This is a genomic window from Savagea serpentis, assembly GCF_015351395.1.
Taxonomy (GTDB): domain Bacteria; phylum Bacillota; class Bacilli; order Bacillales_A; family Planococcaceae; genus Savagea; species Savagea serpentis.
The window spans coordinates 491,850-516,944 of sequence record NZ_JADKPV010000001.1 but is presented as its reverse complement, the minus strand read 5'-3'; the positions used below and the strand labels follow the sequence as shown (position 1 = coordinate 516,944).

28 protein-coding genes are annotated in these 25,095 nt (G+C 36.4%); 3 read left to right on the top strand and 25 right to left on the bottom strand.

Features of this window, described 5'->3' with window-relative positions:
- The first annotated feature begins 130 nt into the window (after positions 1–130).
- Entirely contained in the window at positions 131–1,294 is a 1,164-nt protein-coding gene (locus tag IRY55_RS02670; RefSeq protein ID WP_194561703.1) for a CapA family protein, read from the top strand.
- Between the two features lie 56 nt (positions 1,295–1,350).
- On the opposite strand, the gene IRY55_RS02665 is transcribed toward IRY55_RS02670, so the two are convergent.
- The gene (locus IRY55_RS02665) at positions 1,351–2,178 is read right to left on the bottom strand and encodes a lipoate--protein ligase family protein (protein ID WP_194561702.1); all 828 of its coding nucleotides are present in this window, start codon (positions 2,176–2,178) and stop codon (positions 1,351–1,353) included.
- A 102-nt stretch (positions 2,179–2,280) separates the two neighbouring features.
- Between IRY55_RS02665 and IRY55_RS02660 the strand changes: the two genes are divergently transcribed.
- Complete coding sequence (locus IRY55_RS02660; RefSeq protein ID WP_328799603.1) at positions 2,281–2,664, top strand: rhodanese-like domain-containing protein; 384 nt, start codon at positions 2,281–2,283, stop codon at positions 2,662–2,664.
- 45 nt (positions 2,665–2,709) lie between these two features.
- Here the strand turns inward: IRY55_RS02660 and IRY55_RS02655 are convergent, their stop codons facing one another.
- A complete protein-coding gene (locus IRY55_RS02655) occupies positions 2,710–3,279 on the bottom strand; it encodes a YdcF family protein (RefSeq protein WP_194561700.1) in 570 nt (189 codons plus the stop codon).
- A 150-nt stretch (positions 3,280–3,429) separates the two neighbouring features.
- Between IRY55_RS02655 and brnQ the strand changes: the two genes are divergently transcribed.
- Positions 3,430–4,728 (top strand): branched-chain amino acid transport system II carrier protein, encoded by a 1,299-nt coding sequence (brnQ, locus tag IRY55_RS02650; protein WP_194561699.1) that lies wholly within the window; start codon positions 3,430–3,432, stop codon positions 4,726–4,728.
- Between the two features lie 62 nt (positions 4,729–4,790).
- On the opposite strand, the gene IRY55_RS02645 is transcribed toward brnQ, so the two are convergent.
- The 23 genes from IRY55_RS02645 to IRY55_RS02535 form a co-directional block, all read right to left on the bottom strand.
- A complete protein-coding gene (locus IRY55_RS02645; RefSeq protein ID WP_194561698.1) occupies positions 4,791–5,303 on the bottom strand; it encodes a shikimate kinase in 513 nt (170 codons plus the stop codon).
- Positions 5,304–5,474: 171 nt separating this feature from the next.
- Positions 5,475–5,963, bottom strand: a complete 489-nt coding sequence (locus IRY55_RS02640; RefSeq protein ID WP_194561697.1) for a ComGF family competence protein — start codon at positions 5,961–5,963, stop codon at positions 5,475–5,477.
- Positions 5,914–6,207 (bottom strand): hypothetical protein, encoded by a 294-nt coding sequence (locus IRY55_RS02635; RefSeq protein ID WP_194561696.1) that lies wholly within the window; start codon positions 6,205–6,207, stop codon positions 5,914–5,916. Before IRY55_RS02635 ends, IRY55_RS02640 begins: the two co-directional genes overlap by 50 nt.
- A complete protein-coding gene (locus IRY55_RS02630; RefSeq protein ID WP_194561695.1) occupies positions 6,197–6,631 on the bottom strand; it encodes a hypothetical protein in 435 nt (144 codons plus the stop codon). The genes IRY55_RS02635 and IRY55_RS02630 overlap by 11 nt, the downstream gene beginning before the upstream one ends.
- A complete protein-coding gene (locus IRY55_RS02625; RefSeq protein WP_194561694.1) occupies positions 6,618–6,803 on the bottom strand; it encodes a hypothetical protein in 186 nt (61 codons plus the stop codon). The genes IRY55_RS02630 and IRY55_RS02625 overlap by 14 nt, the downstream gene beginning before the upstream one ends.
- A 28-nt stretch (positions 6,804–6,831) precedes the next feature.
- Positions 6,832–8,568 (bottom strand): recombinase family protein, encoded by a 1,737-nt coding sequence (locus IRY55_RS02620; RefSeq protein ID WP_194561693.1) that lies wholly within the window; start codon positions 8,566–8,568, stop codon positions 6,832–6,834.
- A gap of 378 nt (positions 8,569–8,946) precedes the next feature.
- Entirely contained in the window at positions 8,947–9,723 is a 777-nt protein-coding gene (locus IRY55_RS02615; RefSeq protein ID WP_194561692.1) for an N-acetylmuramoyl-L-alanine amidase family protein, read from the bottom strand.
- A gap of 49 nt (positions 9,724–9,772) precedes the next feature.
- Positions 9,773–10,162, bottom strand: a complete 390-nt coding sequence (locus tag IRY55_RS02610) for a phage holin family protein (protein ID WP_194561691.1) — start codon at positions 10,160–10,162, stop codon at positions 9,773–9,775.
- A gap of 37 nt (positions 10,163–10,199) precedes the next feature.
- Complete coding sequence (locus tag IRY55_RS02605) at positions 10,200–10,343, bottom strand: hypothetical protein (protein WP_194561690.1); 144 nt, start codon at positions 10,341–10,343, stop codon at positions 10,200–10,202.
- Positions 10,344–10,362: 19 nt separating this feature from the next.
- On the bottom strand, positions 10,363–12,051 hold the full coding sequence (locus tag IRY55_RS02600; protein WP_194561689.1) for a phage tail protein: 1,689 nt from the start codon (positions 12,049–12,051) through the stop codon (positions 10,363–10,365).
- On the bottom strand, positions 12,048–12,584 hold the full coding sequence (locus IRY55_RS02595) for a hypothetical protein (protein ID WP_194561688.1): 537 nt from the start codon (positions 12,582–12,584) through the stop codon (positions 12,048–12,050). Before IRY55_RS02595 ends, IRY55_RS02600 begins: the two co-directional genes overlap by 4 nt.
- 40 nt (positions 12,585–12,624) lie before the next feature.
- Entirely contained in the window at positions 12,625–15,204 is a 2,580-nt protein-coding gene (locus tag IRY55_RS02590) for a peptidase G2 autoproteolytic cleavage domain-containing protein (RefSeq protein ID WP_194561687.1), read from the bottom strand.
- 17 nt (positions 15,205–15,221) lie between these two features.
- Positions 15,222–16,028, bottom strand: a complete 807-nt coding sequence (locus tag IRY55_RS02585) for a phage tail family protein (RefSeq protein ID WP_194561686.1) — start codon at positions 16,026–16,028, stop codon at positions 15,222–15,224.
- 5 nt (positions 16,029–16,033) lie between these two features.
- Positions 16,034–19,441: a phage tail tape measure protein gene (locus IRY55_RS02580; protein WP_194561685.1), complete on the bottom strand. Its 3,408-nt coding sequence runs from the start codon at positions 19,439–19,441 to the stop codon at positions 16,034–16,036.
- Positions 19,442–19,682: 241 nt separating this feature from the next.
- Positions 19,683–20,060: a hypothetical protein gene (locus tag IRY55_RS02575; protein ID WP_194561684.1), complete on the bottom strand. Its 378-nt coding sequence runs from the start codon at positions 20,058–20,060 to the stop codon at positions 19,683–19,685.
- A 69-nt stretch (positions 20,061–20,129) separates the two neighbouring features.
- On the bottom strand, positions 20,130–20,702 hold the full coding sequence (locus tag IRY55_RS02570) for a major tail protein (protein WP_194561683.1): 573 nt from the start codon (positions 20,700–20,702) through the stop codon (positions 20,130–20,132).
- Positions 20,703–20,766: 64 nt separating this feature from the next.
- The gene (locus IRY55_RS02565; protein ID WP_194561682.1) at positions 20,767–21,090 is read right to left on the bottom strand and encodes a hypothetical protein; all 324 of its coding nucleotides are present in this window, start codon (positions 21,088–21,090) and stop codon (positions 20,767–20,769) included.
- On the bottom strand, positions 21,083–21,451 hold the full coding sequence (locus IRY55_RS02560) for an HK97 gp10 family phage protein (RefSeq protein WP_235961002.1): 369 nt from the start codon (positions 21,449–21,451) through the stop codon (positions 21,083–21,085). Before IRY55_RS02560 ends, IRY55_RS02565 begins: the two co-directional genes overlap by 8 nt.
- Complete coding sequence (locus IRY55_RS02555; RefSeq protein WP_194561681.1) at positions 21,438–21,758, bottom strand: hypothetical protein; 321 nt, start codon at positions 21,756–21,758, stop codon at positions 21,438–21,440. Before IRY55_RS02555 ends, IRY55_RS02560 begins: the two co-directional genes overlap by 14 nt.
- Entirely contained in the window at positions 21,755–22,021 is a 267-nt protein-coding gene (locus IRY55_RS02550; protein WP_194561680.1) for a head-tail connector protein, read from the bottom strand. The genes IRY55_RS02555 and IRY55_RS02550 overlap by 4 nt, the downstream gene beginning before the upstream one ends.
- A 177-nt stretch (positions 22,022–22,198) precedes the next feature.
- Complete coding sequence (locus tag IRY55_RS02545) at positions 22,199–23,311, bottom strand: phage major capsid protein (protein ID WP_194561679.1); 1,113 nt, start codon at positions 23,309–23,311, stop codon at positions 22,199–22,201.
- Between the two features lie 20 nt (positions 23,312–23,331).
- A complete protein-coding gene (locus IRY55_RS02540) occupies positions 23,332–23,913 on the bottom strand; it encodes an HK97 family phage prohead protease (protein ID WP_194561678.1) in 582 nt (193 codons plus the stop codon).
- Positions 23,903–25,093, bottom strand: coding sequence for a phage portal protein (locus IRY55_RS02535; protein WP_194561677.1), 1,191 nt, complete (start codon positions 25,091–25,093; stop codon positions 23,903–23,905). The genes IRY55_RS02540 and IRY55_RS02535 overlap by 11 nt, the downstream gene beginning before the upstream one ends.
- Between the last annotated feature and the right edge of the window lie 2 nt (positions 25,094–25,095).

Sequence of the window (25,095 nt, the reverse complement as noted above, 5' to 3'; positions counted from 1 at the left end):
TTGAGGACACTCCAGTTTTTTTATTATGAAAAAGACTTTCATTACAACCTTTTACCATTTTCTGATGTTTTCCCAACTCTTTTCATGTATAATGCTCTATGATTTGTTTACTATTTCACGAGGTGAATGTATGAAACGTTATTATGCTATTTCAGCAATTATTACACTATTTGCTGTCTCTTTAACTCTCCTTTTTTCCTATTTAGCATGGAAAGAACAAAGTCTCGTCGCTCCGAAGGAATTCGAAGCTTCACCCCCTTTGGAAACAAGTTTATCCAAACCTCTTCCGCCGAAAAAAGAAGAGCCTGTCACAGAAAAAAGGAGCGAGACAACGATTACAATCGGCATGATTGGGGACATACTGTTACATGAGCCAATGCTTTATTATGGTGACTATCATTTTGCTTTTAACGATGTTAAAAAACAATTACAAGATATGGACTTTTTATTAGCAAATATCGAATCATTACCAGGAGGACAAGAGCTCGGATTAAGTGGCTATCCGAAATTCAACAGTCCAAAAGCCATCGTTCCCGCGCTCATCAACAGTGGGGTTCATTTCGCATCAATTGCGAACAATCACGTGTTAGATCACGGGGAGCGTCAACTCCAAAGCACGATCGCTACATTTAAAGAATACGATCTTCCCTATACAGGTGCATTTGCATCGGAAGAAGATTTAGCCGAAATGCGCGTCGTTGACGTAGAAGGAGTAAAAGTAGGAATACTCGCTTACACATATGGTACGAATCTGTACAAACAATCCCACCCTGATGGCAAACAATACTTAATCAATATCATTGAAGAAAAACGAGTCGTTCGTGACTTAGCAAAGATGAAGGAACTTGCAGATGTGACTGTTTTATCTTTGCATTGGGGCACCGAATATTCCCATGAAACAACAGAACTTCAAAGACGTTTAAGCGAACGCTTTACAGAAGCAGGTGCTGATATTATTTTCGGGCACCATACCCACGTTTTACAACCGATGCAATTCGTCAATGAACGTCCTGTCTTCTACTCTCTCGGCAATTTTTATTCTGCTCAACCATGGGCTGGAACGAATATCGGCGGCATCGCTCGCGTTTCACTTACTAAAATTCAGCAAGGCGATGACGTCACGATTCAAATAAATGATGCGCATCTTCACCCGACGGCCGTTACGCAAGATATGCAATTTCCAAATGAAAAAAAAGCACGCTTACGCGTCCGCTCCTTAGCGGATGTCGGCAATGTACTCGGTTATACCGTAGACAAAGTGGAAGAAATTGTAGGGACGACGAGTTGGGAATAAAAAATGGCATGAAATCAAATGATTACTTTGATTTCATGCCATTTTTGATGGTCGAATTAACGGCGATACGTCCATTCATCGTTCGCATACTTTTCGCGTTCTAATTGCGCTACATAAGCTTCTTGCTCTTCTGTTAAAACCATCGGCGTCAACTGAAGATCGAGCGCTTGCTGAAAACCTTCACGGAATGCCACGATACATTCTTCAATCGTGATTGGACGCGATGTTAATTGCTCGATGGATACTGCGCGTTCCGGCAAGCTGCGTAATGTTTGTTCTCTCTCTTCTTCACTTTTAAAAATAAAAAGAGAAACTAATTTTTCAATGTCGAGCGACACTAAAATCGCCCCATGTTGTAAAATGACCCCTTTTTGACGTGTTTGAGCACTTCCCGCCACTTTCTTTCCTTCCACGACGAGCTCATACCAACTCGGCGTATCAAAACACACCGCCGACTTCGGACGTTTTAAATCCGCACGTGCTTCTTCTGTATCTGGAACAGAGAACGAAGCGTCCAGTCCTAAATTTAAAAATCCTTGCAGTACACCACCTGAAATCACACGATATGCTTCTGTGACCGTTTCAGGCATCCCTTCTTCACTCACGATGACACTATATGTCAATTCATGTTCATGTAAAACGCCACGCCCGCCTGTCGGACGACGTACGAGACCGAGTCCAAGCTGACTCACTCTTTCTAAATCAATTTCCTTTTTAATCCGTTGAAAATAACCGATTGATAACGTGGCCGGTTCCCATTCAAAAAAGCGTAAAACAGGGCCAATTTCTCCTTTACTATGCCACTCTAATAACGCTTCATCCAATGCCATATTGTACGAAGCGGAACGTTTTCCCGTATATAAGTAGTTCCAATTTTTGTTCATGCTCGTCACTCCTTCTGTAATTCCTACTAATTTTAACAAACTCGTTGAATGTATGCCATCTTATCATTATAATAGACAATGAATATGAAGGAGGAACAGACGGTGACAACATTACAATTTTTCATTGGTTTGGCGATTGCCATTATCATTTATTTCATCATTACGTATGTGCGCTTGAATAAAGCGGTCACAAACTTAACGCAGGAGCAATTTATAGAAGGTTATCGAAAAGCACAACTCATCGATGTTCGCGAACCGAAAGACTTTAAAGCAGGACATATTTTAGGAGCGCGTAACATTCCGTACAGTCAATTGCGCCAACGCTATAAAGAAATCCGTCCTGACCAACCTGTTTACTTATACGATCAAAACACAGGAAAAAGCTCACGTACCGCTTTATTTTTAAAGAAAAAAGGATATACACAACTTTATCAACTAAACGGTGGGTTCCGTACGTGGACAGGAAAAGTAAAAACTAAAAATTAATGCATGCCATCCTTAAAAGTGAAACTTCTCATTTTTAAGGATTTTTTATTTTCTGAAGAGCCAAGTTTTAAGTAACGCGAGCGTTTCTCGAACATGAGCTTTCGACGCTACAGAAGGTGGAGTCGGTGCCGCGATCATCACGGGAGTAAACCCTACTTTCTCAGCTAAATAGCGAGCCCGTTTCAAATGAAAGTCGCTCGATACGATGTAAACATGACGTTCTTCTATGACATATCGAGCATTTGCAAGGTTCTCGTATGTCGACGTAGAACGGCTTTCTAACACAATTTGTTCGCTCGATACACCGTGTTCAATTAAATATTGTTGCATCGCTGAGCTTTCTGTAACAGGCTCATCACTTCCCTGCCCTCCTGTCACTACGATTTTTTCGATATGCCCTGTTTCATATAGCTCGATAACCCGATCTAAACGCGCCTTAAGTGCTGGAGCGGGACTTGCATCTTCTTCTATTTTAGCTCCTAAAACGATAGCGGTTTGTACATTTTCATCGAGCCGGTCTCCTGACTTCTCATTCTCAATCGCTCGATACGTATAGCTATAACAAGTGATAGAAATCCCCGCTGTCACTGCAAAAATTAGCATCCATTTCTTCATTATTCTCTCTTCCTTTCATTCTATTCATTAGTACGTTTTATTTTAAAAAAAGATGCCTGCCATCCGGAAAATCTCCGAATAGCTGTTGACAGTACTGAGTGCATGCGTCATGATTAAACTTTAACTATTAAAGAAAAGGAGTTTGAACAAATGCGCAAAACAATTATTTTCACTGGCTTTATGCTTTTCTCTTTATTTTTTGGGGCAGGTAACTTAATCTTCCCACCATCTGTCGGATTTTTCTCTGGCGATGCCTTCACACCTGCGATTTTAGGATTTACGATTACAGCGATTTTATTACCATTAGCTGCGGTGGTTGCGACAATTATTTCAAAAGACGGACTCCTTTCGATTACGAAACAAGTTGGTCCTGTATTCGGTGTTTTATTCGCCGTATTACTATATATGTCAATCGGTCCTTTTTATGCAATTCCACGTGCCGCAAACATCGGATATAAATTCGGGTGGGCACCAATCATTGGAGAGAATGGAATACACCTCTTTATTTTTTCTATTATTTTCTTCTTAGCCACATATTTCGTTAGTATTCGTCCACAAAAGTTAGTCGATATTGTCGGAAAATTGCTAACTCCGGCACTACTGATCACATTGACAGTACTATTCATTCAAGCGGTGCGTACATTTACTTACACGTCAAAACCACCGAGTGAAAGTTTTTCCGAACATCCGTTTTTAGTCGGATTTTTAGAAGGTTATTTCACACTAGATGCGATTGCGGCACTTGCTTTTGGTATTGTCGTTATCGAATCTTTGAAACTTGCAGGAATTCGTGAACGTGGCGAACTCATTAAAGGGACGACGATGGCGGGTGTCATTGCGGCGATCGGACTCGGACTCGTTTATCTTGCAATCGCATGGATCGGTCGTGTCATTCCATTTGAAGGCACTCCAGGAGACGGTTCTGATTTACTCGTCACTGCATCTAATCTATTATTCGGAACGTCTGGTAACTACGTATTCGGAATTATCGTCTTACTCGCATGTTTAACGACAGTGATCGGACTCATTACAGCATGTAGTCAATTTTTCGTAAAATTGTATCCAAAATTTAGCTACCACACGTATGTCATTGTCTTTATTTTAATCGGATTTTTCTTTACGAACTTCGGACTCGAAAACTTATTAAACATCGCTGTTCCGTTACTCGTTTTCATCTATCCAGCTTCCATCATGTTAATCACATTAACATTATTACAACCGATGCTCGGCTATAGCCGTCAAATGTACCGATTCAGCGTAACAGTTGCAATTCTTTTCGGTATTTATGATGCACTTGGCGCTACATCGATTGATATGAAATGGTCTGAGCCTTTCCTTTCTTGGATTCCATTATTCGACGCTGGACTCGCATGGCTCGTCCCTGCATTTATCGCAGCACTGATTGGATACATGATGGATCGATTGTCTAACAACGTAAAAACAGTTTAATGAAAAAGCCAAATGTTCATCTGAACTTACTTTAAGTTCACACATGACATTTGGCTTTTTCGTTATTCACCTTTTAAACGTGTAATTTGATAAGCGATATATTTCGTGATTTCTCGCAAAGAGCGCTTTTTCGTTTGAACACGAATATGACTCGCTTTCATGTAATAAGGTTTGCGTGCTTTATAAAGCGTAGCGATTTCCTCTTTCGTAGAACGTTGAACGATCGGACGATTTTTATCGGTCGATATACGTCTCCAAATATCTCGAAATGGTGCATTTAAAAAAATGACGAGACCACTTTCTCGCATGAGCCGGATATTTTCATCATTCGTTGCAACTCCTCCACCTGTCGCGATAATGCAAAATTCATCTCGAAACTCACGTAAAAAGTCTGTTTCCATTTGGCGAAATGCAGGCTCTCCATACTTTTCAAAAATTTCTGGTATCGTCATGTTCATTTTTTTACTAATCTCAGTATCCATATCATAAAATGGAATTTTCAAATACATGCTGACCCGCTTCCCAATAGCAGATTTTCCGCAGCCCATAAAGCCGACTAAATATACTTTCTTCATCTTTTCTCCCCTACCTACTGCTCGCGCAACACAGTATATACTGCTTCACGATATATTTTTTCAACGGAATTGTAGTAATGATACATACTGCGATGTTCTGTACTATACGTTACCATAAAGTATACTACAAAAAAGAGTAAAAGGAGGGTAAAAAATAAGAGAGAACCTCGTTCATTGTTCAAGCTCTTCTTGAATGCTCGGATAAAAATACCCTTCAAATTGTTCTCCCCCCTTCATTGTGACAACAACGCGAATCATCTCTCTTTCCATTGAAAAATAGACATCATGCACATTTATGAGCAAAGGAACATGCCCTCCTTGCGCAGAGCGAAAACGAATCATATCTTGATATTTCTCAACGAAGGTCGTGCGATGCTCTTCTATTAAACGTAATGTTGTCTCTGGATGAATGACAATATTACGATATGGCTGAGTCGTGAGCATTTGATGTAACTCATATTCGAACAACCCCCATTGCATTTCGTCAGCAGTTATTTTAAAATGGGTTCCCTTTTGAAAAAAAGTGATAAAAAACACCGTAATGAAAGCGATCATGATAAATGTCGCCACATACAATAATAATTCAATAAGGGTTGAACCTCGTTCTTCATTAAAAGTCATAACACACTTTTTCATCTTCTCTTTCCAAACAAATGGCATGCTCTCCCACCCACTCCCAACGATACGAAATTCCATTGAGTGCTACATGATCTGAAACTCGTTCTTCTTTCATTTTTAACTGGGTCGCAATATAAGCCACTTTCATATCCGTCGCCTTCATCTTCTTCTCTTTCACTTGTTTCATTTCATGTGTCAATACGGGAAGTAATGTTAATGTTAGAATGACGAGGATGGATAAAGCAATAATTATTTCAGCAAGAACAAAGCCACGTTCACATTTCAATACGCACCCTCCCTTTTTGAAATTGTAGACGGAAAAAGATCGGTTTCTCATCTACTTCATAGCGAATTGTGCCGAATTGTGACACATGACCATTCGCTAAAACGAGAATCGATTTCATCGGTGAATGGACCGATAGTTGAAAACTTTCAGGTAAATAATAGCTTTCTACTTCATCCATGTACGGGTCATGCACTCGAATTTCATTAGTTCCAGTCACTAACAAGACATTTAGCGCACCTTTTCGTGAAATTGCACGCATTTGCACTTCGTAAAGAATTCTTTCGAATTGTTCGATTCCATCACGCTCTTCTACTTTTAATAATTGTGTATTACTTAAAAAATAAATAGTGCTCGCTACGAATATGAAAAAAGCAAAAGCGATTAATGTTTCAACGAATGTAAAGCCACTATCATTTTTCGACAATCTTCACTTCCCCATTCGCTATCGTCAATTTCTGACCACCTGGACATTCACTGACTTTATTAGCTTCTCCTTTCGGTAAATATCCTTTCTGCGCTAATTCTTGTAAAGACTTAGGCCGTTCATTCGTCTCCAATTTATACGCCTCCGCAGCACCCATTACCATTTTAGACAACCCATGTAAAAGCAACCTTTAAATATAGTTATTTTAAGTTTTCTTTGTCTTTGTGCCACTGTAATAACTCTGTATCATAGTTTTGCCAATACTCTCTAGCGCTCTTGTGATTACGTCTAAATATCTGTGTTAATTCATCTTCATGAAATTCATCACTGATAGGATCGTGTAAAAACAACTCATTGTACTCTTTAATTTCATCGGAAAAATTAGCATAGTTAAAATGTACAATTACTTGATGGTCATACACCTCAAAATGTTTAACGAATTTAAGTTTATCTTGAGTATCTACTATTGTTTTATTTTCTAATAAATTATTTTTTTCTAAAATATGAAACTTTAAATCCTGGATTGTATCTAAATTAATCCGTTGCATTTGCTTATTTAGCTCTTTAATTTTATTTGTATTATCATCAATTTTTTTAGTTAAATTATCTACAACATTATTTTGTTCTTTCATCATAAAATCTACTAAGTTTTGCGTAATGACTTCATTTTCAAGTTTTAATTTTTCAATTTCTTTTTTCAGATTATCCTTTGTTGAGTTCAATTGTTCAATTTGTTTTTTTAAGCCATCTAATAAATCATGTAATTGTCGATAATATCCCATAGTTTTTGTTGGTTGCCGCCCTATGTTAAGTTGTTTTGTGTAATCATCTAGATACTTTACGCTGATAGCCCTATTATCACAGTGTTGAGTGCCTTTTTTACGTCTTGCTTGACACATGTAACTATATTTAATACCGCTAGGTTTCCGACTCATGTGTCGAACATAGATACTCCCACAGTTACCACAGATAACTTTGCGAAAGTAATCATCATCTGTTGCAGGCTTAGAACCATGTCGCTCACCTTTACTATTTTCAGCGATTCTATTCTCTCTGATTTTTTGGGCTTGTTCCCACATTTCCACACTCACAATAGGCTCAACAGCGCCTGTCAACTCAATCCATTCTTCTTTGTCACGTTTAACTCTTGTTGTATCAGTAACATTTTTACTTTGCCAACGATTCGCAATTGGTGAACCACAATAAACTTTATTTTTGACAATCCGATGTATTGCAGCAGGTGTAAACTCCTTACCTCTTTTAGTTTTATAGCCTTTTCCATTTAGAATATCTGTAATCGGTTTACCACCTAAACCCTCATTGACATAAAGGTCAAATATTAATTTAACAATTGGGCTTTCCTTGGGGCATATTTCAATTGTTTTATCTTCTTTGCGTCTGTATCCCAAAGCGACAACAGCAGGCTTATAGACACCTCTTTGGAGCTGATAACGTTTACTATTGGCGATACGTCTGCCCATTGCTCTTGATTCTTCTTCTGCTATCATAAACAATAGAGAAGTTCTCATTTTCCAGTCGTCATCAATTGTAGAAACACCACTATTTTCAAAAATTATGTAGACTCCAATATCTCTTAGATACTCAGCTATCATTAAACCTTGTTGCATGTTCCTTGATAATCTTGATTGATCCTTTACAATAATGTAATTGAATTTCGGTTTTCGATTTGATTTTGTGAAAGTATCTAGTTCATTTGTTTTTCCACGAATGTAATCTAGTCCTGCTTCATGCAACATTTGCAAAAAATCAGGTCTATTTCTAACATGTGTACCTGTGCCAATATCAGCATAGATTTTAATTAGTTCGTAATTGTTGGAATTACAATATTGCTCATATTGCATACGTTGTATCTCTAATGATTGTTTTTGGTCATCTTTATCAGTTGATACTCTTGTATACACAACAGCTTTTTTCATTTTTGACAACTCCTTTTATTAGAAATTGTACCATATTATAAAAAAATAACGACCCAAGAAAAAACGACTTCTCACAATCTTCTATAAGCTGTTTTTAAGAGTTGGTTAAAGTGTTTGTATTCAATTGTCTTAAACAAGTTCAGACAAGCTCATAAACGTTTTAAACTGTATGTACTTAAAAATAGGCATAAAAAAAGCCCAACTACAACTAAATGTAGTCAGGCTTATAGTGTTTTTTATGGGTAGCTCATTTCACACCACCCTTAGTTCAAGGGTCTGCTCATTTTGAGCAACCCATCTCACGTGGGTAGTTGATTCCATATTCTCACAGCTGAATTTTCAGCCATGAACAATGAATTATAACTGAGTGCTTTATATTTATTTTTTACGTGCTGTATATGACATTAACAATTGTAATGCTTCAAAGTAAGTCATATTAGGTACATTTTTAGAGTGGTCAACTGAAAAAATACCTTCTTCATATGCTTTCTTTGTTAAAGCAACCATATCTTTTTGACGTGTTCCATCTAACTTTTTATCCATCATATCATTTAACTCCTTTTTATCCGTTGGAAGTACAATGTCACCAACTGACTTCTTTTTTAATCCAAAGAACTTTACTAAGCCCTGTGCAATTGCAATTCCTTGTGCTTTAAGTTTAGCGTCAGAACGTAATGCCCCAATGTCAGTTGTGCTATCCATAAAGCCACCTTCTGTTAAGATAGCAGGCATATTACTTGCTCTCACCATGTGTAAGTTCATTGCTTTAACACCTCTATTGCGCAACCCCATAGCATTAACAATCAAAGGGTTGATAATTTCAGCTAATTTATGTGCTTGACCATTGTTTTTACGGTATACAAAGGTTTCTACACCACCCCATGAACCCCATTTAGACGTATTAGCATTGTGGTGAATACTTACAAGAACATCAGCTTTCCAACGGTTAGCTTTATTTGTGCGTGTCACCAAAGGTACATCAGTCTTACCTGTTGGGTCATCTAAGCGTAAAATCTGCACATTTTGATATTTATTAAGCTCAGCTGCACAAGCTAAAAGTACCTTATTATTAAAACTCCATTCACGTTCTCCAATTGGTGAACGCTTACCTGGTGTGTTATAGCCATGACCTGCATCTAATGCAATCTTAACCATTTATCCCATCTCCTTTTTTTCAATTAAAAAAAGATGAATAGAAATTAATCTACTCACCTTTGTCTGTTTGTTCTTCTAGGACTTGCTCAAGTCGCTTGCTAATGAAAGGGAAATAAATACCCATTGCGCCTAAGTTTTCTAGGACACTAAGTCCTTCCATTATATTCATCAGCATGATAGCGCCCGTTGAAATTACAGCGATTCCACCTGATAAAATTAAATCAAGTAAAACAGCCAACCCTATTCCTGCTAAAATAGAAAGCTTTTTTATAAAACCTTTATACGTGTATTTGCTGTTAGCTTCTTTAGTGTATAGTGCTTTAAAAAGTCCTGTGATAATGTCTAATGCCATAACAGCAAGCATCACATAAAATGCCACAACAGGAAATGCTTCTAGTCCAAAACCGATTTCTGTAAAGTGTTGAAAAATAAATTCCATTCGTCCGATCCTTTCTTATAAAATTAAAAATCACTGACTACTCAGCATTAGAGTTATCAATGATTTCTTTTAATTCATTATTTTCTTTTTGTGTCTGCTCTAACTGCACAGTAAGTAACGTATTATCCACTTCTAACTGTGCAATTTTAATCGCCAATTTCTGAATAACTTGCTCATTCATTTTATCTTCTCCTTAATTATCAATCAGGTGTAAAGTAATAAGTTGTATTGCCATCTGACATACGTAAACGTCCATTTGTAAAACCTACCCACATCTCACGTGGACCAGTGCATACTTTTCCTGTTTGACCCGCAGTTTGGTTGTAAACATTAAAAGTACCGTTTATATTAACCCTGTCAGTGAAGGTAGTAAGCCCATCAAATGTTGCCCGTTCGTCAACTTGTATATTATGCAAAAAGCGTGTGTACCCCAATGGAGTAGCTATATTAAGTCTACCACCCGTAGCATCTAAAGTTACTCCACTACCCCCAAAGTGCATTACATATGATTGGTTAACTCCACCACTCCCAAGATAAACGTTACCATTAAGTTGCGTAATACCTTCCATTTCGATTTGGCTTGCTTTGATTTTTACTCTTTCAGGTGACTGATTAATTTCAGAAATTACTTCCCCACGTGAAACCTTTGAAGAAATTTGACCTGCTTGAATAGACACACGTGTGTCTAATCTGTCGACTTCTCCACTCACTGAGTTGATTTCTTTTGATAATCCATTAACTTGAAATTCAAAGCCCTCAACTGTTTGAGTTAAAGATGACATACCTATTTCTACATCATTTTCTAACGATTTAATTTCGCTTCTGATTTGCCCAGCTGTTAGTTCAAACTCAGTTGTGACTTTTTCAAATTTACCATCTGTTTCTTCAATCGCTAATCTGATTTTGTCATTAGTTTGTTCAAAATACGACATAGTTTGTTTCTTGTTTTCATCAATTTCGATTTTTTGTTGAACAAACATATCAGTTGACGTTGAAGGTCTAATATTACCAATAACAACTGATTTTGTTTTTAGTTGTCCACTTTGGATAGTAGTTGTTTTAGACAGTATGCGTGACTTAATTGTAATATCTAATGGCTCATATATTAACCATACTGATTCGCCAAGATCCTTGTCTAACAACTCAATTGTATCTAGTGTAATTGCAATCTCAGGTTCGTCATTTAATTCTTTTTTAATATATTCAACTAGATTATTAGCGATTGTAAAACGTTCATCGCTGATTGGCTCAGCTTCAATGATTCCAAATTTTTCAGCATTAGGTGAAGTATATGCTACCTTAAGTCCATTAGCTCCATAACCAACAATTTTTGTTGCAAGGTTAGTTGTGTCAACTTGTCTATCTAGTGTTTTAATATTGTGCCCATACCGATATTGTGCGTCATTATCAGGTCCAATTTTTTTAGCAAAATGAACGTGATTATTAGGCATAATTTTATACTCAATTTCTGTCGCTGCACAAAGACCTTGTATTAATTTTAGATAGTTGTCGTTACCATAGTTAGCGATTAAGACATAATCATCTTTAATATCTTGATCCATGCTGTACGACCAATTAATATTTTTGAACGTCCACTCTATAAAATCGCTAATCTTTTTTGTGCCACCATATATTTTATCTGTTCGTTCTCCTGACAAATTAAAAAAAGTAGAAACTGCATTAACCTGTTTTGCGTATTGGTTTTCACCGATTTGTTTAATCTTAAAATCATAATCGTTAACCGTTACAATAGATTCTTCTTTTAATAAAGTGTGTGCTTTATTCTCATAATTAAAAGAAGTGAACGACAGCACTAAACTGCCATTCACTTCTTCTACAATTTCTAAATTTTTATAATTAGTTACAGGAGTGTTATTAATGTGGATCATGTATTCAACTCCTTTTTCAACTTTTCATAATCAGCTTCCATAAGCTGAATAATAGCATCTTGTTCTTTTTTTCTCTTATTTCTAGGCATTAGCCTGTCTTTACTTTTAAGTTCATTTATACCTTCGTAAATCTCTTTGTTATATCGATTCAATTTCTCTTGAACTTCTTCACTTAAAAATGAATAATGTTGATTTAAAAATAAAATTAATGTGTCATTTAATACATTATGACGTTTGTCTTTAATATATTCTGCGTGTAAAAACGCCCGAAAATTATCATGTACATCTATCTTTTTATAAAGAAGTTCCTTCTTATTGTTTATTTCAAGCAACCTTACAGAATGTTTGTGCTCATTTTTCTGAATCCTATGTGCTTGATAAAAACTGAATATAGATATAATTATGGATACTATTACGGCAAAAAGTGTTCCCCACGCTGTAAGATTGTCTGTTAATTTAATTGGTGTATTATCGCTTTCTACAATGACTCTTACAATTTCAGGTGATTCTTGAATTGTGATTAAACTCCACATATATGATGCAACTCCTTTTAGTTACATCATATACAATTTCCTATTTAAAAAACACCTTAACTACTCCACTATTACCATCAACATTTTTACTAATGCGTTTCATGACTCTCCAACCATTACTCTTATCACCCTTAGTAGCAACACCATTACTACCAACAGTTGCATAATCTCCAACCTCTAGAGTACCATCATCAATCCAATAAAGCTTACCCATTAAACCTACAGCATCCCATTCAGGACGTTCAGAACGTGGTGTGTAAGAAGCATTTTTATCATACTCAGGGTTCTCAACAAACCATTCATATGTTTCTTCTTCTCCATCTTCATTGATTTCAGTATATTCTTTGCGTAATGGTCGACCAAATTGGTCAGTAACAAAACGCTTATCCCACTCATCAGGGTTATCACCTAAAATTGCAGCAGTTGCTGATACAACACCAATGATTTCATCACCTGAATTAGCTAACTTGATAGATTCACCTTCTCCCCAAGTAACCGCAAGTGCTACTCTATCAATGTTTTCAGGGTTTTTGTCTTCCCACTCAAACATCTCTGCATAATCTGCGCCACCTGTTTTGTATTGACCCAGTAAGTGCATATCTCCGCTTTTAGTAATAACCATGCCATTTAATCTACTGCTTGTGTTAGCACCTAGACCAAACACTAACATTTTATTAGTATCGACATTATCAACGTTAAACTGCCCCAAAGCTAAAGATGATGGAACTGAAGCTATAACACGATTTCCTATTGCAACAGTAAGATTTCCTTCACTAAAACCTCTGCCTATTGCGACACTTTCAATACCACTACTAGAGCTACCAACTCCTATTGCGACACTATTTTTACCGTTTGCTTTACTGTAAGTCCCTCCGATTGAAATGCTTGTTTCGCCAGTGGCTGCGCCTTGACCAATGGAAACAGAAGATTCTCCCAATGTTTTAGCGCCATGACCTATTGAAATCGAAGAAATTTTCTCTGCTGTTGCGCTTCTACCTAATGCAATAGAATATGCACCAGTTGCTTTACTATAATGTCCTGCGGAAAAGGTATAATCTCTTGTAGACTCACAATTCTGTCCAAGCGCTACAGCTGAATCACCACTAGCAACACTACCACTACCCGCTGCAAATGAACCAGTATATTGAGCTACGGTATCCTTGCCGAAAGCAGTTCCATTGTTTTCAGTTGTCACATTATCTTGTGTTACGTGTTCCGTTGTTACGAACTGACTAGTGTCAATAACTGGAATTTCAGATACTTTAGTGTCTGTATAGATTTTTGAATCTTCAAGTGCTTTTGTTGCTTTTGATTGTGCACCTGTTGTCGTTTCCATATTTGTTGTCTTAGTGTCAGTATAACTCTTGGCTTCCTTCAGCTTAGCAGTAGCATCTTCTTTTGTCTCTAAAGCAGATAAATCCACATCACCGATTTTTTCATCTGTGTACTGTTTTGCTTCTGTTAACTTTGCTTGTGCATCTTCTTTAGTTTCTAGTGGTGTTAAATCTACTTCGGGAATGGCACTGATTTGAGTGTCAGTGTATTCCTTTGCTTCTTTTAACTTTGCAGTAGCATCAGTTTTTGTTTCTAACGCTGAAAGGTCTACTTCGGGAATTTCTGAAATTTTGTTGTCCACATACTGTTTATCAGCAATATCACCTAAATTAACATTACCGTCACTATCAGGCATGATACCGTTGACACTACCAACAGCACCTTCGCCATCTACTCCACGTTGTGCAATGAGTTGCCACTTAGATTTATCAGTCGGTTGTGTACCTTTATTATCTTCAATAGCACGATAAGTTGAACCATTATATAAAACTTCTTGGTTCTTTTTGTATTCCACTGATCCTTGCCATTCACCAACATGCTTATAGCTATCAATGACCGATTGAGCATAGTCGCCTTGTTCTTTTGCTTTTAAACCCTGTGCTTGAGTAGTTTCACCCTTGGAAATTACATCTTGTTTTACACTTTCAATATCATCAAGTTTGTTTGCAACAGTATCACCAATTGACTGAGTATAATCAGCTTGTTTTTTAGCATTTTCTGCTTCAACTTTTGCGTTATCAGCCTGAGTATTAGCATTTTGTGTAGCTTTGATTGCGTCAACTTTGAGTGCATCTAAATCATTGTGTGCTTGAGTAATCTCAGTAATTTTATCTTGAGCTAGTTCAGCTTTTTCCTTTGCATAGTCGCCTTGTTCTTTGGCATACTCACCCTGTTTAGTGACTGCTGCCCCAATAGCCACTACTTCATTTCCTTGTTGTTCAGCTGTGTTACCTTGTTGCTCTGCTTTATCACCTTGTGATTGTGCTTTATCCCCTTGACGTTTAGCAGTGTTTCCTTTTTGTTCTGCAATATCGCCTTGCTCTTTAATTAAATCTAAGTCCATGGCTTCAATTAAATTAGTATTTGATAAAATCATCTGCATAAGTTCAGCATCTTTTTTGTTGAGTTTATCAATGTCGCCTTTAACAGCTAAAAATTGATTAACTGTTTCTTGTTCACTTGTGCTTAAATCAGCCATAACTTTATTGATGATATCCCAATTATAGTTAATGTCGTTACGTGTACTTGCGTCCAATGGATTGCCTGTTTTACGTAATTGTTTCATTTTTTAACTCTCCTTTTTTAATAATAATAAAAACTGAAATCAAATGTTGTTGTTGTATTTGTTGCACCAATTAGTTCAATTTCATTTTTTCCACGTTCTAATTTGATTAATTGTTTATTTGTCGACCCAAAAATATTAGTGTTATTTTTATAGCTGTTGATACCGTCAAGTAAGATCCTATCGTTTGCTAAAGTTAAACCGTTGTATGTCCACTTGCTACCATTGGTATGATTAATAATTTGTAGGTTTTTAGTTTCTCCTAACACTTCAATTTTTAGTGGCATCTGTGCAGGGTTGATAGCAATATCCCCAATGTTATTAATCGTAAATTTGTTAGTTGAATGGATATATTTATTATTTTCATCCCAAGATAAGCCTTGTCCAAATTGCCATACATTTTCATCAAAAGTTTTCTTACTCAATGTGCTTGCAACAGACTCTGCATATCCGTTAATAGCAAGAAAAGAAAGGCTATAACTTGCATATGTATAGCCTTTATCTCCCATATGTTCCCCTTGCAAAATGACTTTCCAGCGTTTATAAGGTAATTCTTTTTCATGTAAATACAATTCCTTTTCCTGCGCTAAGAGTCGATATAATTCATCTCTCAACAGATAAGTGTCTTGAAAGTCATATCCTTTTAATAAAAAAACAACATCAATAGAGCGCGGCTGTAAGTGTCTATCTAACACTAGCATTTGCCCTAAATCAGTTGTTTCAGTAATGTAGTCATATGAAGGTGTAGCAATATTACTATGCAAAGGAATGATACGACTTGTATCATACTCAATGCGTTCACCTTTTTTATTTGTAAAATAAAACACTCACATCACACTCCTTTTAAATAATTATCTAGATTTTGTTGTTTACCCATATTGTTATTAATTGTGCTGAATGTTGCATGACCAATGACTTGACCATCTAAAATAATAGGTGCAGGCTCAATGTTGATTGTTTGATTAATTGATTGTTGTTTTTGTGCAGTAACACCTTTACCAATTCCATCAATTAGACCGTTCTTTAAAATTGATTTTGTTTGGTCAGCTGTCCATACTTTCGCACCGACAGGAAGGTCATATAAACCAAAATCAGCAATTCCATATTTACCGTTTGCTTTAAATAGTTCAAGTCCTTCTTCTCCCATAAAAGCTTGACCGCCTGTATGGAAGTTAGTACCGACTGCATAAGCATCAGGTGCTTTACCTTTTGTAAAGAAACTAATAACTTTTGTGATACCTTTACTCCATTTGCTATTTTCCACGTCAGGATCTTTTGTTTGATTGATTTCGACTTTCTTTTTAATATCCTTACCTAATACAGTATTCTGTTGCTCAGCTTTACGTTTATTTTCCTCAATTTTTCTACCTTCTTGAACATGTTCCTCACGTCTTTTTGCAAGGTTTTTATTACCCTCAGTTACCTTGTCATTAATTTCTTGGTTACTTTTTCGGATAGTTGAAAGGTCAGTCTTTGCTTCAGTTAATTTGCGATTTTCTTCATTGCGTTTATCAATCGCTTTTTGTATTTCACCGTTTGTGTCGCCTTGTGTTTTCTTCTTATTTTCTAGTTCTGTTAAATCTTTTTTGTTAGCATTAATGGCTTTATCAATCTGCTCAACTTCTTTACCTTTTTCAAGTGTAATACCTGTTGATTCAGAATGTATTTTTAATAATACATCATATTGCTCATTACTCTTTTTTATTGATTCATTGTTTTGCGATTGTTGATTTTTTAATTCTTCAAGCGTTTCTTTGTTTGTTGCAAGTGATTCTTGTTCAACTTCAAGGTTCTTTTGTGCTTTTTTAATCTTGCCATCCAAAGATGATTTTTGAAGTAATAACTCATCTTTTTGTTTGATATATTCTCTGCTAGTTAACTTCTCCCATGCAGATTTACCTTCTGCCAATTGCTCAAGTTCTGCACCGATCCTTGCTGATTCTTTTTCTAATTCTGCAATTTCTGATTTAGCTTCTGTTGTTGCCTTAGTAGCTTCTTCAATCGCAATTTCTGTATTGTAAATATCATCTAAGAGTTGGTCTTGAGCTTGGAGTTCAGTATTGATTTCCTGAATGTCAGCAAGCATTTCTTCATATACTTCAATACGCATACGCTCTAATTCTGCTTCTGTTAATGCTTTAATGTTGTCAGTTACACCGATAACTGCGTTACCATATTCATCATAAAGTAGAGCTGTGTCGGGAAGTTGTTGCGCTAAGCTGTCTTGAGTTGACATAAATGTATTAAACTCTTCATTTGTCAGACCTGATTTATTTTTCAACTCTTCCATTTCACCTTGAATTTTCGCAATAGCTTCAGGCGATGTAGTGTGTTCTAGTTCGCTATTTAACGTTCTAAATTTAAGAAGTTCTTCATTGGAAAGTTTATTTTTAGCACTTAGCGCTTCAAACGATTCAACCAACTTGTTATTGTTCTGAATTGCTGACAATACACTATTTGCTTTTTCAGTGGTTGCATCAATGTCTGCTAATTTTGCATCTTTGGCTTCGGTTGTTGCTCTAGCTACTTCAAGTTCAGCTTCTGCAAGTTTTTGTTGCTGAATTAAAGCTTCATCTGCTTTAGGTTGCATTAAAGCATATGCTACACCTAGTGCTGTAATTGCACCCACAACAATACCAATTGGTCCTGCCAAAGCTGAAATCATCGGTAGTAACACAGGTAGCATTGTCATAATCTGACCGATACCAACTAGTAACGTTCCACCAACAATCATTAATGGACCAAGTGACGCTAATAACACCCCAATACCTACAACAACTTTCTGCATTGCAGGACTCATAGCGTTTAATTTATCCACCGCACCTTGGATTGCTCCAACGATCCCTTTTAAAGCAGGCTCTAAATTATCGTATAGTTTAATGGCTAATTCTTCTAATGCAGACTTCAAATTTGTGATTTGTCCTTTAAGGTTGTTCTGCATAGTGTCAGCCATTTCTTTAGCCACACCATTAGAGTTATTTATTGAATTAGATAGATTATTAAAATCTTCTTCACTTGCGTTGATGATTGCAAGCATACCTGCCATTGCTTCCTTACCAAAAATAGTTGCAGCTGCACTAGCTTTCTGGTCTTCTGTTAATGTACTGAAAGCTGTACGTAGGTCTCTCAAAAGAACTTCCATTGGTTTCATTTCGCCATTAGCATCTTTAATATTAATACCTAAGTCGTCCATAACATTCTGCATTGCTTTTGTTGGCTTAACTAAGTTTGTTAGTGATGCTCTTAAACTTGTACCACTTTGACTTGATTTAATACCAGCATTTGCCATTAACCCTAATGCCAACGCTGTATCTTCCACTGAGTAACCTAATGCACCAGCAACAGGCGCAACGTACTTAAACGATTCACTTAACATAGCGACGTTAGTATTTGCGCTTGATGAAGCTGAAGCTAATACGTCACTAAATCTACCTGCTTCTTTTGCTTCCAATCCGAACGCTGTCATTCCATCCGTCACTATATCCGCTACAAGCGCTAAATCCTCTCCACTTGCAGCTGCCAAAGATAAGACACCATCAACTGCACTGATTGATTGCTGTACATCCCAACCTGCCATAGACATATACTTAAACGCATCTGTTACTTCACTTGCGCTAAATTTGGTTGAAGATCCTAGCTCTCTTGCTTTTACTTCAAGTTGTGCCATTTCGCTTGCTGTTGCACCACTAATTGCTTGTACCTCAGACAAACCTGCTTTAAAGTCCATTCCGATTTTAGTAGCAACACCACCTAACGCAACTAATGGAGCAGTAACTTTCATCGATAATTCTTTTCCAACTGACTGCATACCTTGACCAAACTCTTTGACTTTTTTACCACTCTCAGCCATTTTCTCAGCAAAAGTTCTTTGTGAAGAGTCTACCTTTTTTAATTGGTTCTCATAGTGCTTTAATTTAGATTCAGTTTCAGCAATTTCACGCTGAAAGTTCCTATATTGCTCTTCACTAATCTCACCATTCTTAAAAGCTTGGGTAACCTGTTCTTGAGCGTCTTTTAAACCTTTGAGTTTGTCACCTGTTGCTTTAACTTGGTCAGCTAATAGTTTCTTTTTTTGAGTTAATAGTTCAACATTTTTTGGGTTGAATTTAAGTAACCTATCTACATCCCTAAGTTCTTTTTGGATATCTCTAGATTTTTTGTTGACACCTTCAAGAGCTTTATCTAAACCCTTCGTTTCGCCATCAACCTCAATCGTAATACCCTTTATACGTCTACTCATTTATCTCTCTCCTTTCTTTAGAAATTGTCGAAATCAGCTTGAGTTGCTTTTTTAACTTGTGGCTGATCCATGCTATCTTGATTTTTAATTCTGATATAATCGGTTGCATAATCTAGACAATCACCAATCGTCATAATCTCCATGTCGTCTAGTGTTAGACCAACTAATTTACAAGTCATAAAAAAAGACTCAGTAGTTAAAATATCTTCATCACTGAGTTCATTGTTTTGTACCGTATTTTCTATTTTTTTTTACGGTGAATGTTACCAACCAATAATTCTAAGAAACCATCTTGTAAAATTAAATCTGTAACAGGTACATATGGTAAGCTATCAAGCCATTTGGCGAACGGTTGCGTTTTTAAATCAGCTGTTTTTAAAAATGCCCATGTCAATTGATAAATTAAGATAGTGTCAAAACCATCAATCAATGCTTCCATTTGTTTGTATTCAGATTTGTTTTCTAGTTCTTGAAGCGTTGCAATATTTTCTACTCCACCGATTGCTTTAAAAGTATCAGCCAAAATATCAGCTTTAAATTGGTTTCTGTAGTGCATAGCTGTGATTGCAGTCGCTTTAATGCGATATTCTTCTTCACCAATCATCATTGTTGTTTCCATTAGTTCCACTCCTATTTTTCTGAAATAAAAAAGGTAAATCAGCAATATAGCCGACTTACCTTTTGATAATTAATCTTCTTCTGTTGTTGTTGCTTCAGCATCGAATGGTGCTGTAAACCATGTGTTATATACTTCATCAGCTGTTTCTGAAGCTGTTTTAGCACGTACAACACCTTTAGCGCTTGGCGCTGCAGTAAATGTTAATTCAGAAGTCTGTGCTTCAATTGATTCTGCGTTTGTCTGTCCTGAGATAGTTGGACGTGAAGCTGTACAGTTATAGAGTACATGACGTGTTGCTTTCTTATCTCCATCAAACTCAAATGCAAGTGCAAATGATTTACCCTTTGCGTTAATATCTTCGACTAAGACTCCGTTAACTTTCTTTTCTCCTAAGATTTCTTCCAAGAAAAATTCAGGAAGTTCAGCCAATTCAATTGATCCTTCGTAACCTGCGTTCGACGTGAACACATGATATGCCATATTGTCAGCATAAAATGGTGTTTGGTCACCTTGTGGGTCTAGTGATAAATTAACTGCTCCACGCACACGTTGAAACTCACCGTATACTTCTTTGTCATCTTTAACATCTTCAATTACTGCAACGTGGACATTAGTTAGTCCGTAACGTACTTTGTTTGTCATTATAAATTTCCCCTTTAATTTTAATTTTTTAATAGAAAAACACCCACAATTACATGTGAGTGCTTTAAATTTCTAGTTCATATGTCTGCATAAAAAGATTTTCTTCTTTTATATATGCTTCATATTTTCCATAGATAATATTTAATTCTGTCAAAATATCATGAACCTTTTGTTCAAGTTCAAAATCTTTACCTTCTGTGTAGAGCTCAATCTCAATGTAATCTGTTTGCATATAAATCTCATTATCAGCCACAAAATTATTAACATGAGGTGAGTAGTATACCACAAAAGGAGGATTAACTGGTTCATTGAAATGGTGATATGCAATAGGTAAACCTAGCTTATCCATTCCTTGTTTCAAGCGTGTGAACTTATTTACTTTATCCATTTTGTATCACCTTAATTACTGCTTTTTCAAATTCGTCAATAACACTCTGTTCAACAGGCTCAATGTGCACAAATGCTCTAGTACGTCCACCCTGTCGCAAAGCATGACCTTTTTCAAGCAAGTGAGTGAGTTGTCCTTTAGTATTATAGATAACCCAACCGCCTTCTTGTTCTTTTGCCTTCCATGCTTTAGCATATTTCCCTGTGCGCTTAGGTGAACTACCTTTAAGTTTATCAGCGCCATCTTTTGCAACTTTTTCTTGCGCTTCTTTCATTCCCTGCTCAACTTCATCGGTGTACTCTTTCATGAGCTTAGTGATAGCATCAGCAAAACCATCAATACTTACTTTAACGTTTGCCAATTTTTTCACCACCAACAATATGCGTAAATTCACCAAGGTCTGATACTCTAATGATTTCATATTCTTTTTTATCATACAGAAAACTAGTTTCATTGTCATAATCACTTGAACGCACAATAAATGCTGATTTATGTCTGATAGCTTGAGTGCTTGCATCATGTCGTACATTGTCACTATAAAATTCAGACGTTGAAACTTGATATTTATTAGCAAATACCAAGCGTTCAGACTTCTCTTTTTTACCGATACCTAATTCATCATAAACAGTTTCTTCTTTGATAAGATAAATTGCATCATTGTATCTCATAACGCCCACCGACTTGATAAAGCCAACTTGCGTTTAATACGCTCATAAGCTCTAAGTTGTTTTTCACTGTCTTTGTTATCATAACCAAAGCTAGATTTAACAAAGAAGATAACAGCAGTTTCAATAAGTTCGTCATCCAAGTCTACATTGATCCCGCTTTCTTCTAAGTCTAATTTTCCTGCTTCAATTAGCATTTTAATTTCATCATCAAATACATCAGCTGATACTCTTAATGCAATCTTACATTTATCTAGTAAAGCCATATTAAATCAACTCCAATGCGTCAATCGCATTTTGTTTACCTTGTACCTTTTCACCGTTTGGAAGAGTATACCAACCTCCACCAGTATGATATTGACTCACATCATTATGCGTTTCTTCAATCGGTGGAACAGTTGGTTTATCTACTTCTTCAGTTTCAGGTTCAATTGGTGTTTCAATTAATTTTTTTTTACACGTACAAAGCCATCTTGTGCTACAACGTTACCGCCTGCAAAGATAGAACCACGATACGCTACAATTCCCTGGTCAAATTTGAAGTCAGCCGAACGTTGTAAATCAACATCTGAGAATACTGCTACTTCATAATTTGCTAAGTTACCGTATGCCATAAAGAATGACTCATGAGCATCTGCAAAGTTGTTAATAATGAATGGTACACCGTCAATTGTTCCTGTGTTACCTGCAACTTTGATTTCGTGTACTTTTGTTCCTAAATCTGTACGTAATTTTGCAAACTCACGTAATGTAGCCTTTGATAAGATTAAAGTAGCATCTCCTTCAACATCTTCGATTCCATAAGAGAATACAATGTCATCTAAAGTATCAGTAGTAATAGCGTCAACTGTAATATCAGCGTCACCTGTTAAAGCAGTAGCTTTATCTGAGAAGATCCCTGCTAAGTTACCTGCTGTGCCATCGCCCAATAAGATTTGTTTATTTAATTTACGTTTTAAACCTTTTAATACTTCACCTTCAACTTCTGCTACATAATTAGCGTTTGGTAGTTTCTCTACTTCTTCTGTGACTTCTGCGTAATCTGTAACTTTTGCTTTGTTAATTTCTGCGTATGCAAATGTAGGTTGTCCTTCATGATATTTTGCGCCTTCTGCTGTCATTCCACCAACTGCATCTGTTGCACGATATGGAGCTCTGTATGACTCTCCACCTGCTAATGCTTTGATTTTTACTGCATCAACTAAAGTTGAAACTGTGTTAAACCCACCATTAATTTCATCGCCTGCGTGTACTGCTAAAGCAGTTTGGTCAACTGTAACCATACGGTTTTCTTTCAATTCTTGTGCACGTACTTCCATTTTATCTACTGTCATTTTACGTTCCTCTTTCTCAATTGTATTTGTGATTTGTTTTCCTTCTTTGATTTCTGCTACATCAGCTAATAAAGCTTGACGTTGCTCAATTTCTTCAACCTCAACTTGTAACTCACGTAATTCTGTTTCAATTTCTTCAAGATTAACCTCTTGTGTTGTATCAGCTAATGCTGTACGTAACTCTACCTTGCGTGTTTCAATTTCTTGTAAACGTTTTTCCATTTTTAATATCCCCTTTTGTTTTAAATCTGTGCTAACAACAATAAGCGTTGTCGCAATTCCTTTTGTTTTTGTTCTTGTTCTAATAAATCTTGTAACCCTTCCATACTGCGTTGACTTACATCGCTGCTATCATATGCAGGCATTGGCACTAAACTTACTTCAACCAATTTAGCTTTATTGATTGTGCGAACAATGTCACCATCAACACGTTCAAATGAATCCTCTTGCTTGATAAAGCCAACACTCATACCTGCAATATCGCCACGCTTAACAAGTTCTAACACGTCTTTTCCTAGCGTTGTATTAGGTAAATCAACTGTTAAATGTAAACCAGCTTCATCAGCAACTAAAAGAGCTGTGTTATTGCTTGTGCGCCCTAACACTTGATTAATGTCATGACCATAGAGCACTAGTTGTTCATCATTTTGCAATGTTTCATCAAATGCTCCCATAGCAAAGTTTTCATAGAAAAAACCATCCGCTGTTGCAATAGGGTTACTCATTGATCCCCATTTGAGCGTATAGCCTTCTACCGTCATACTATTTTCTTTTTTATCAATTGATAAATCTTCAATTAATAGTTCTCTTTTCTCAAACTTCATCTTTGTCACCACCTTTCAAAGTGGTATCGTCCACTACATTATAAAAACGTTCATCATCAACTCTTGCTGTATCAAGTCGTCTGATTGGAATATCTCCGCCTTCAATTGATGGCATATTCATAATTTTTCTTGCTTCATTTGGAGTTACTAAACCTCTATCAACGTAATCAACTAATTTTAACTTTGTTTCCATTGAAGAGAATAAGAAACCTGTGCCATCAAAGATAATGCGATTACCTTTTCTGCGTTCAACCTTTGTGAACAATTTACGTGTAAACTCATTTTGTAATGCAATGATTAATGGCTCAATTTCTGCTTCATAAAAAGCTGACCATTCATCTTCTGTGTAATTATTTTTCACAATTGATTCATTCACCCCAAAATAAGAATAGAGTCGTTCAATTTTTTCCTTCTGAATTGCTGTATCAGGCACATATACTTGTTGCTTAATCTGTTCTAAGTCATACTTGTTATCTGTGCCTGCAATACCGCCTTCATTCTCTATTTGTAAATAATCCTGCCTAAACTGTTCAATTTGTTGGCGCATGTCCTCAGGTCTAATAACGTTATTAAACTTCATCAACCAACGTAACTTAGTGCTGTTTTTAATTGCATGTTCAACTGACTCATCACTTGCAGAAATGGATTTCAAAATATTCTGAATACTATGTGCAGGCGATTGTCCAAAGTACTCTTTCGCATTGTGTTCTTGTTTTAAATGAATAACATCAGCATATGGCACAGTAATTTCTTTTTGACTCATTTTAAACGTAATAAAAAAGTTACCGCTCTTTGATTTGCTCATTTCTGCACTGTTCGATAAAACAGGAATAATTGCAACAGGCTTACCCTTGTTATCACGCTCAATGATTGCATATCCATTGTTGTTGAGTTGCAATTGTGTAACCAGTTTTTCAAGAAGCGTTTGTAAACTATCAATTTCATTCGGTTCATTTAATAAATCGATTAGCTCAGATCCTTGCTCAATATCACCAATTACATGTTTTACTTGTAACTTACCAATTGCTTTAACCTTTGGCTTAATGCACGCCTTAACAATATCGCTAGATTCAATATCTGCTGAGAACGACCAATTAACACCATCGCGCTCAACAACTTGGCTGTTTTGACTTGTGTTAAATGTGACTTTGTTACCTAACAATCTATCAACTAATTTCATTT

Excerpts from the sequence above, each read along its gene's own strand:
- IRY55_RS02600 (WP_194561689.1), bottom strand. The coding sequence starts at position 12,051 with ATGATCCACATTAATAACACTCCTGTAACTAATTATAAAAATTTAGAA.
- IRY55_RS02550 (WP_194561680.1), bottom strand. The coding sequence starts at position 22,021 with ATGGCTTTACTAGATAAATGTAAGATTGCATTAAGAGTATCAGCTGAT.
- IRY55_RS02545 (WP_194561679.1), bottom strand. The coding sequence starts at position 23,311 with ATGGAAAAACGTTTACAAGAAATTGAAACACGCAAGGTAGAGTTACGT.
- IRY55_RS02590 (WP_194561687.1), bottom strand. The coding sequence starts at position 15,204 with ATGAAACAATTACGTAAAACAGGCAATCCATTGGACGCAAGTACACGT.
- IRY55_RS02610 (WP_194561691.1), bottom strand. The coding sequence starts at position 10,162 with ATGGAATTTATTTTTCAACACTTTACAGAAATCGGTTTTGGACTAGAA.
- IRY55_RS02620 (WP_194561693.1), bottom strand. The coding sequence starts at position 8,568 with ATGAAAAAAGCTGTTGTGTATACAAGAGTATCAACTGATAAAGATGAC.
- brnQ (WP_194561699.1), top strand. The coding sequence starts at position 3,430 with ATGCGCAAAACAATTATTTTCACTGGCTTTATGCTTTTCTCTTTATTT.
- IRY55_RS02580 (WP_194561685.1), bottom strand. The coding sequence starts at position 19,441 with ATGAGTAGACGTATAAAGGGTATTACGATTGAGGTTGATGGCGAAACG.
- IRY55_RS02615 (WP_194561692.1), bottom strand. The coding sequence starts at position 9,723 with ATGGTTAAGATTGCATTAGATGCAGGTCATGGCTATAACACACCAGGT.
- IRY55_RS02640 (WP_194561697.1), bottom strand. The coding sequence starts at position 5,963 with ATGCCATTTGTTTGGAAAGAGAAGATGAAAAAGTGTGTTATGACTTTT.
- IRY55_RS02670 (WP_194561703.1), top strand. The coding sequence starts at position 131 with ATGAAACGTTATTATGCTATTTCAGCAATTATTACACTATTTGCTGTC.
- IRY55_RS02575 (WP_194561684.1), bottom strand. The coding sequence starts at position 20,060 with ATGGAAACAACAATGATGATTGGTGAAGAAGAATATCGCATTAAAGCG.
- IRY55_RS02565 (WP_194561682.1), bottom strand. The coding sequence starts at position 21,090 with ATGGATAAAGTAAATAAGTTCACACGCTTGAAACAAGGAATGGATAAG.
- IRY55_RS02645 (WP_194561698.1), bottom strand. The coding sequence starts at position 5,303 with ATGAAGAAAGTATATTTAGTCGGCTTTATGGGCTGCGGAAAATCTGCT.
- IRY55_RS02535 (WP_194561677.1), bottom strand. The coding sequence starts at position 25,093 with ATGAAATTAGTTGATAGATTGTTAGGTAACAAAGTCACATTTAACACA.
- IRY55_RS02570 (WP_194561683.1), bottom strand. The coding sequence starts at position 20,702 with ATGACAAACAAAGTACGTTACGGACTAACTAATGTCCACGTTGCAGTA.
- IRY55_RS02655 (WP_194561700.1), bottom strand. The coding sequence starts at position 3,279 with ATGAAGAAATGGATGCTAATTTTTGCAGTGACAGCGGGGATTTCTATC.
- IRY55_RS02555 (WP_194561681.1), bottom strand. The coding sequence starts at position 21,758 with ATGAGATACAATGATGCAATTTATCTTATCAAAGAAGAAACTGTTTAT.
- IRY55_RS02540 (WP_194561678.1), bottom strand. The coding sequence starts at position 23,913 with ATGAAGTTTGAGAAAAGAGAACTATTAATTGAAGATTTATCAATTGAT.
- IRY55_RS02595 (WP_194561688.1), bottom strand. The coding sequence starts at position 12,584 with ATGTGGAGTTTAATCACAATTCAAGAATCACCTGAAATTGTAAGAGTC.
- IRY55_RS02665 (WP_194561702.1), bottom strand. The coding sequence starts at position 2,178 with ATGAACAAAAATTGGAACTACTTATATACGGGAAAACGTTCCGCTTCG.
- IRY55_RS02605 (WP_194561690.1), bottom strand. The coding sequence starts at position 10,343 with ATGAATGAGCAAGTTATTCAGAAATTGGCGATTAAAATTGCACAGTTA.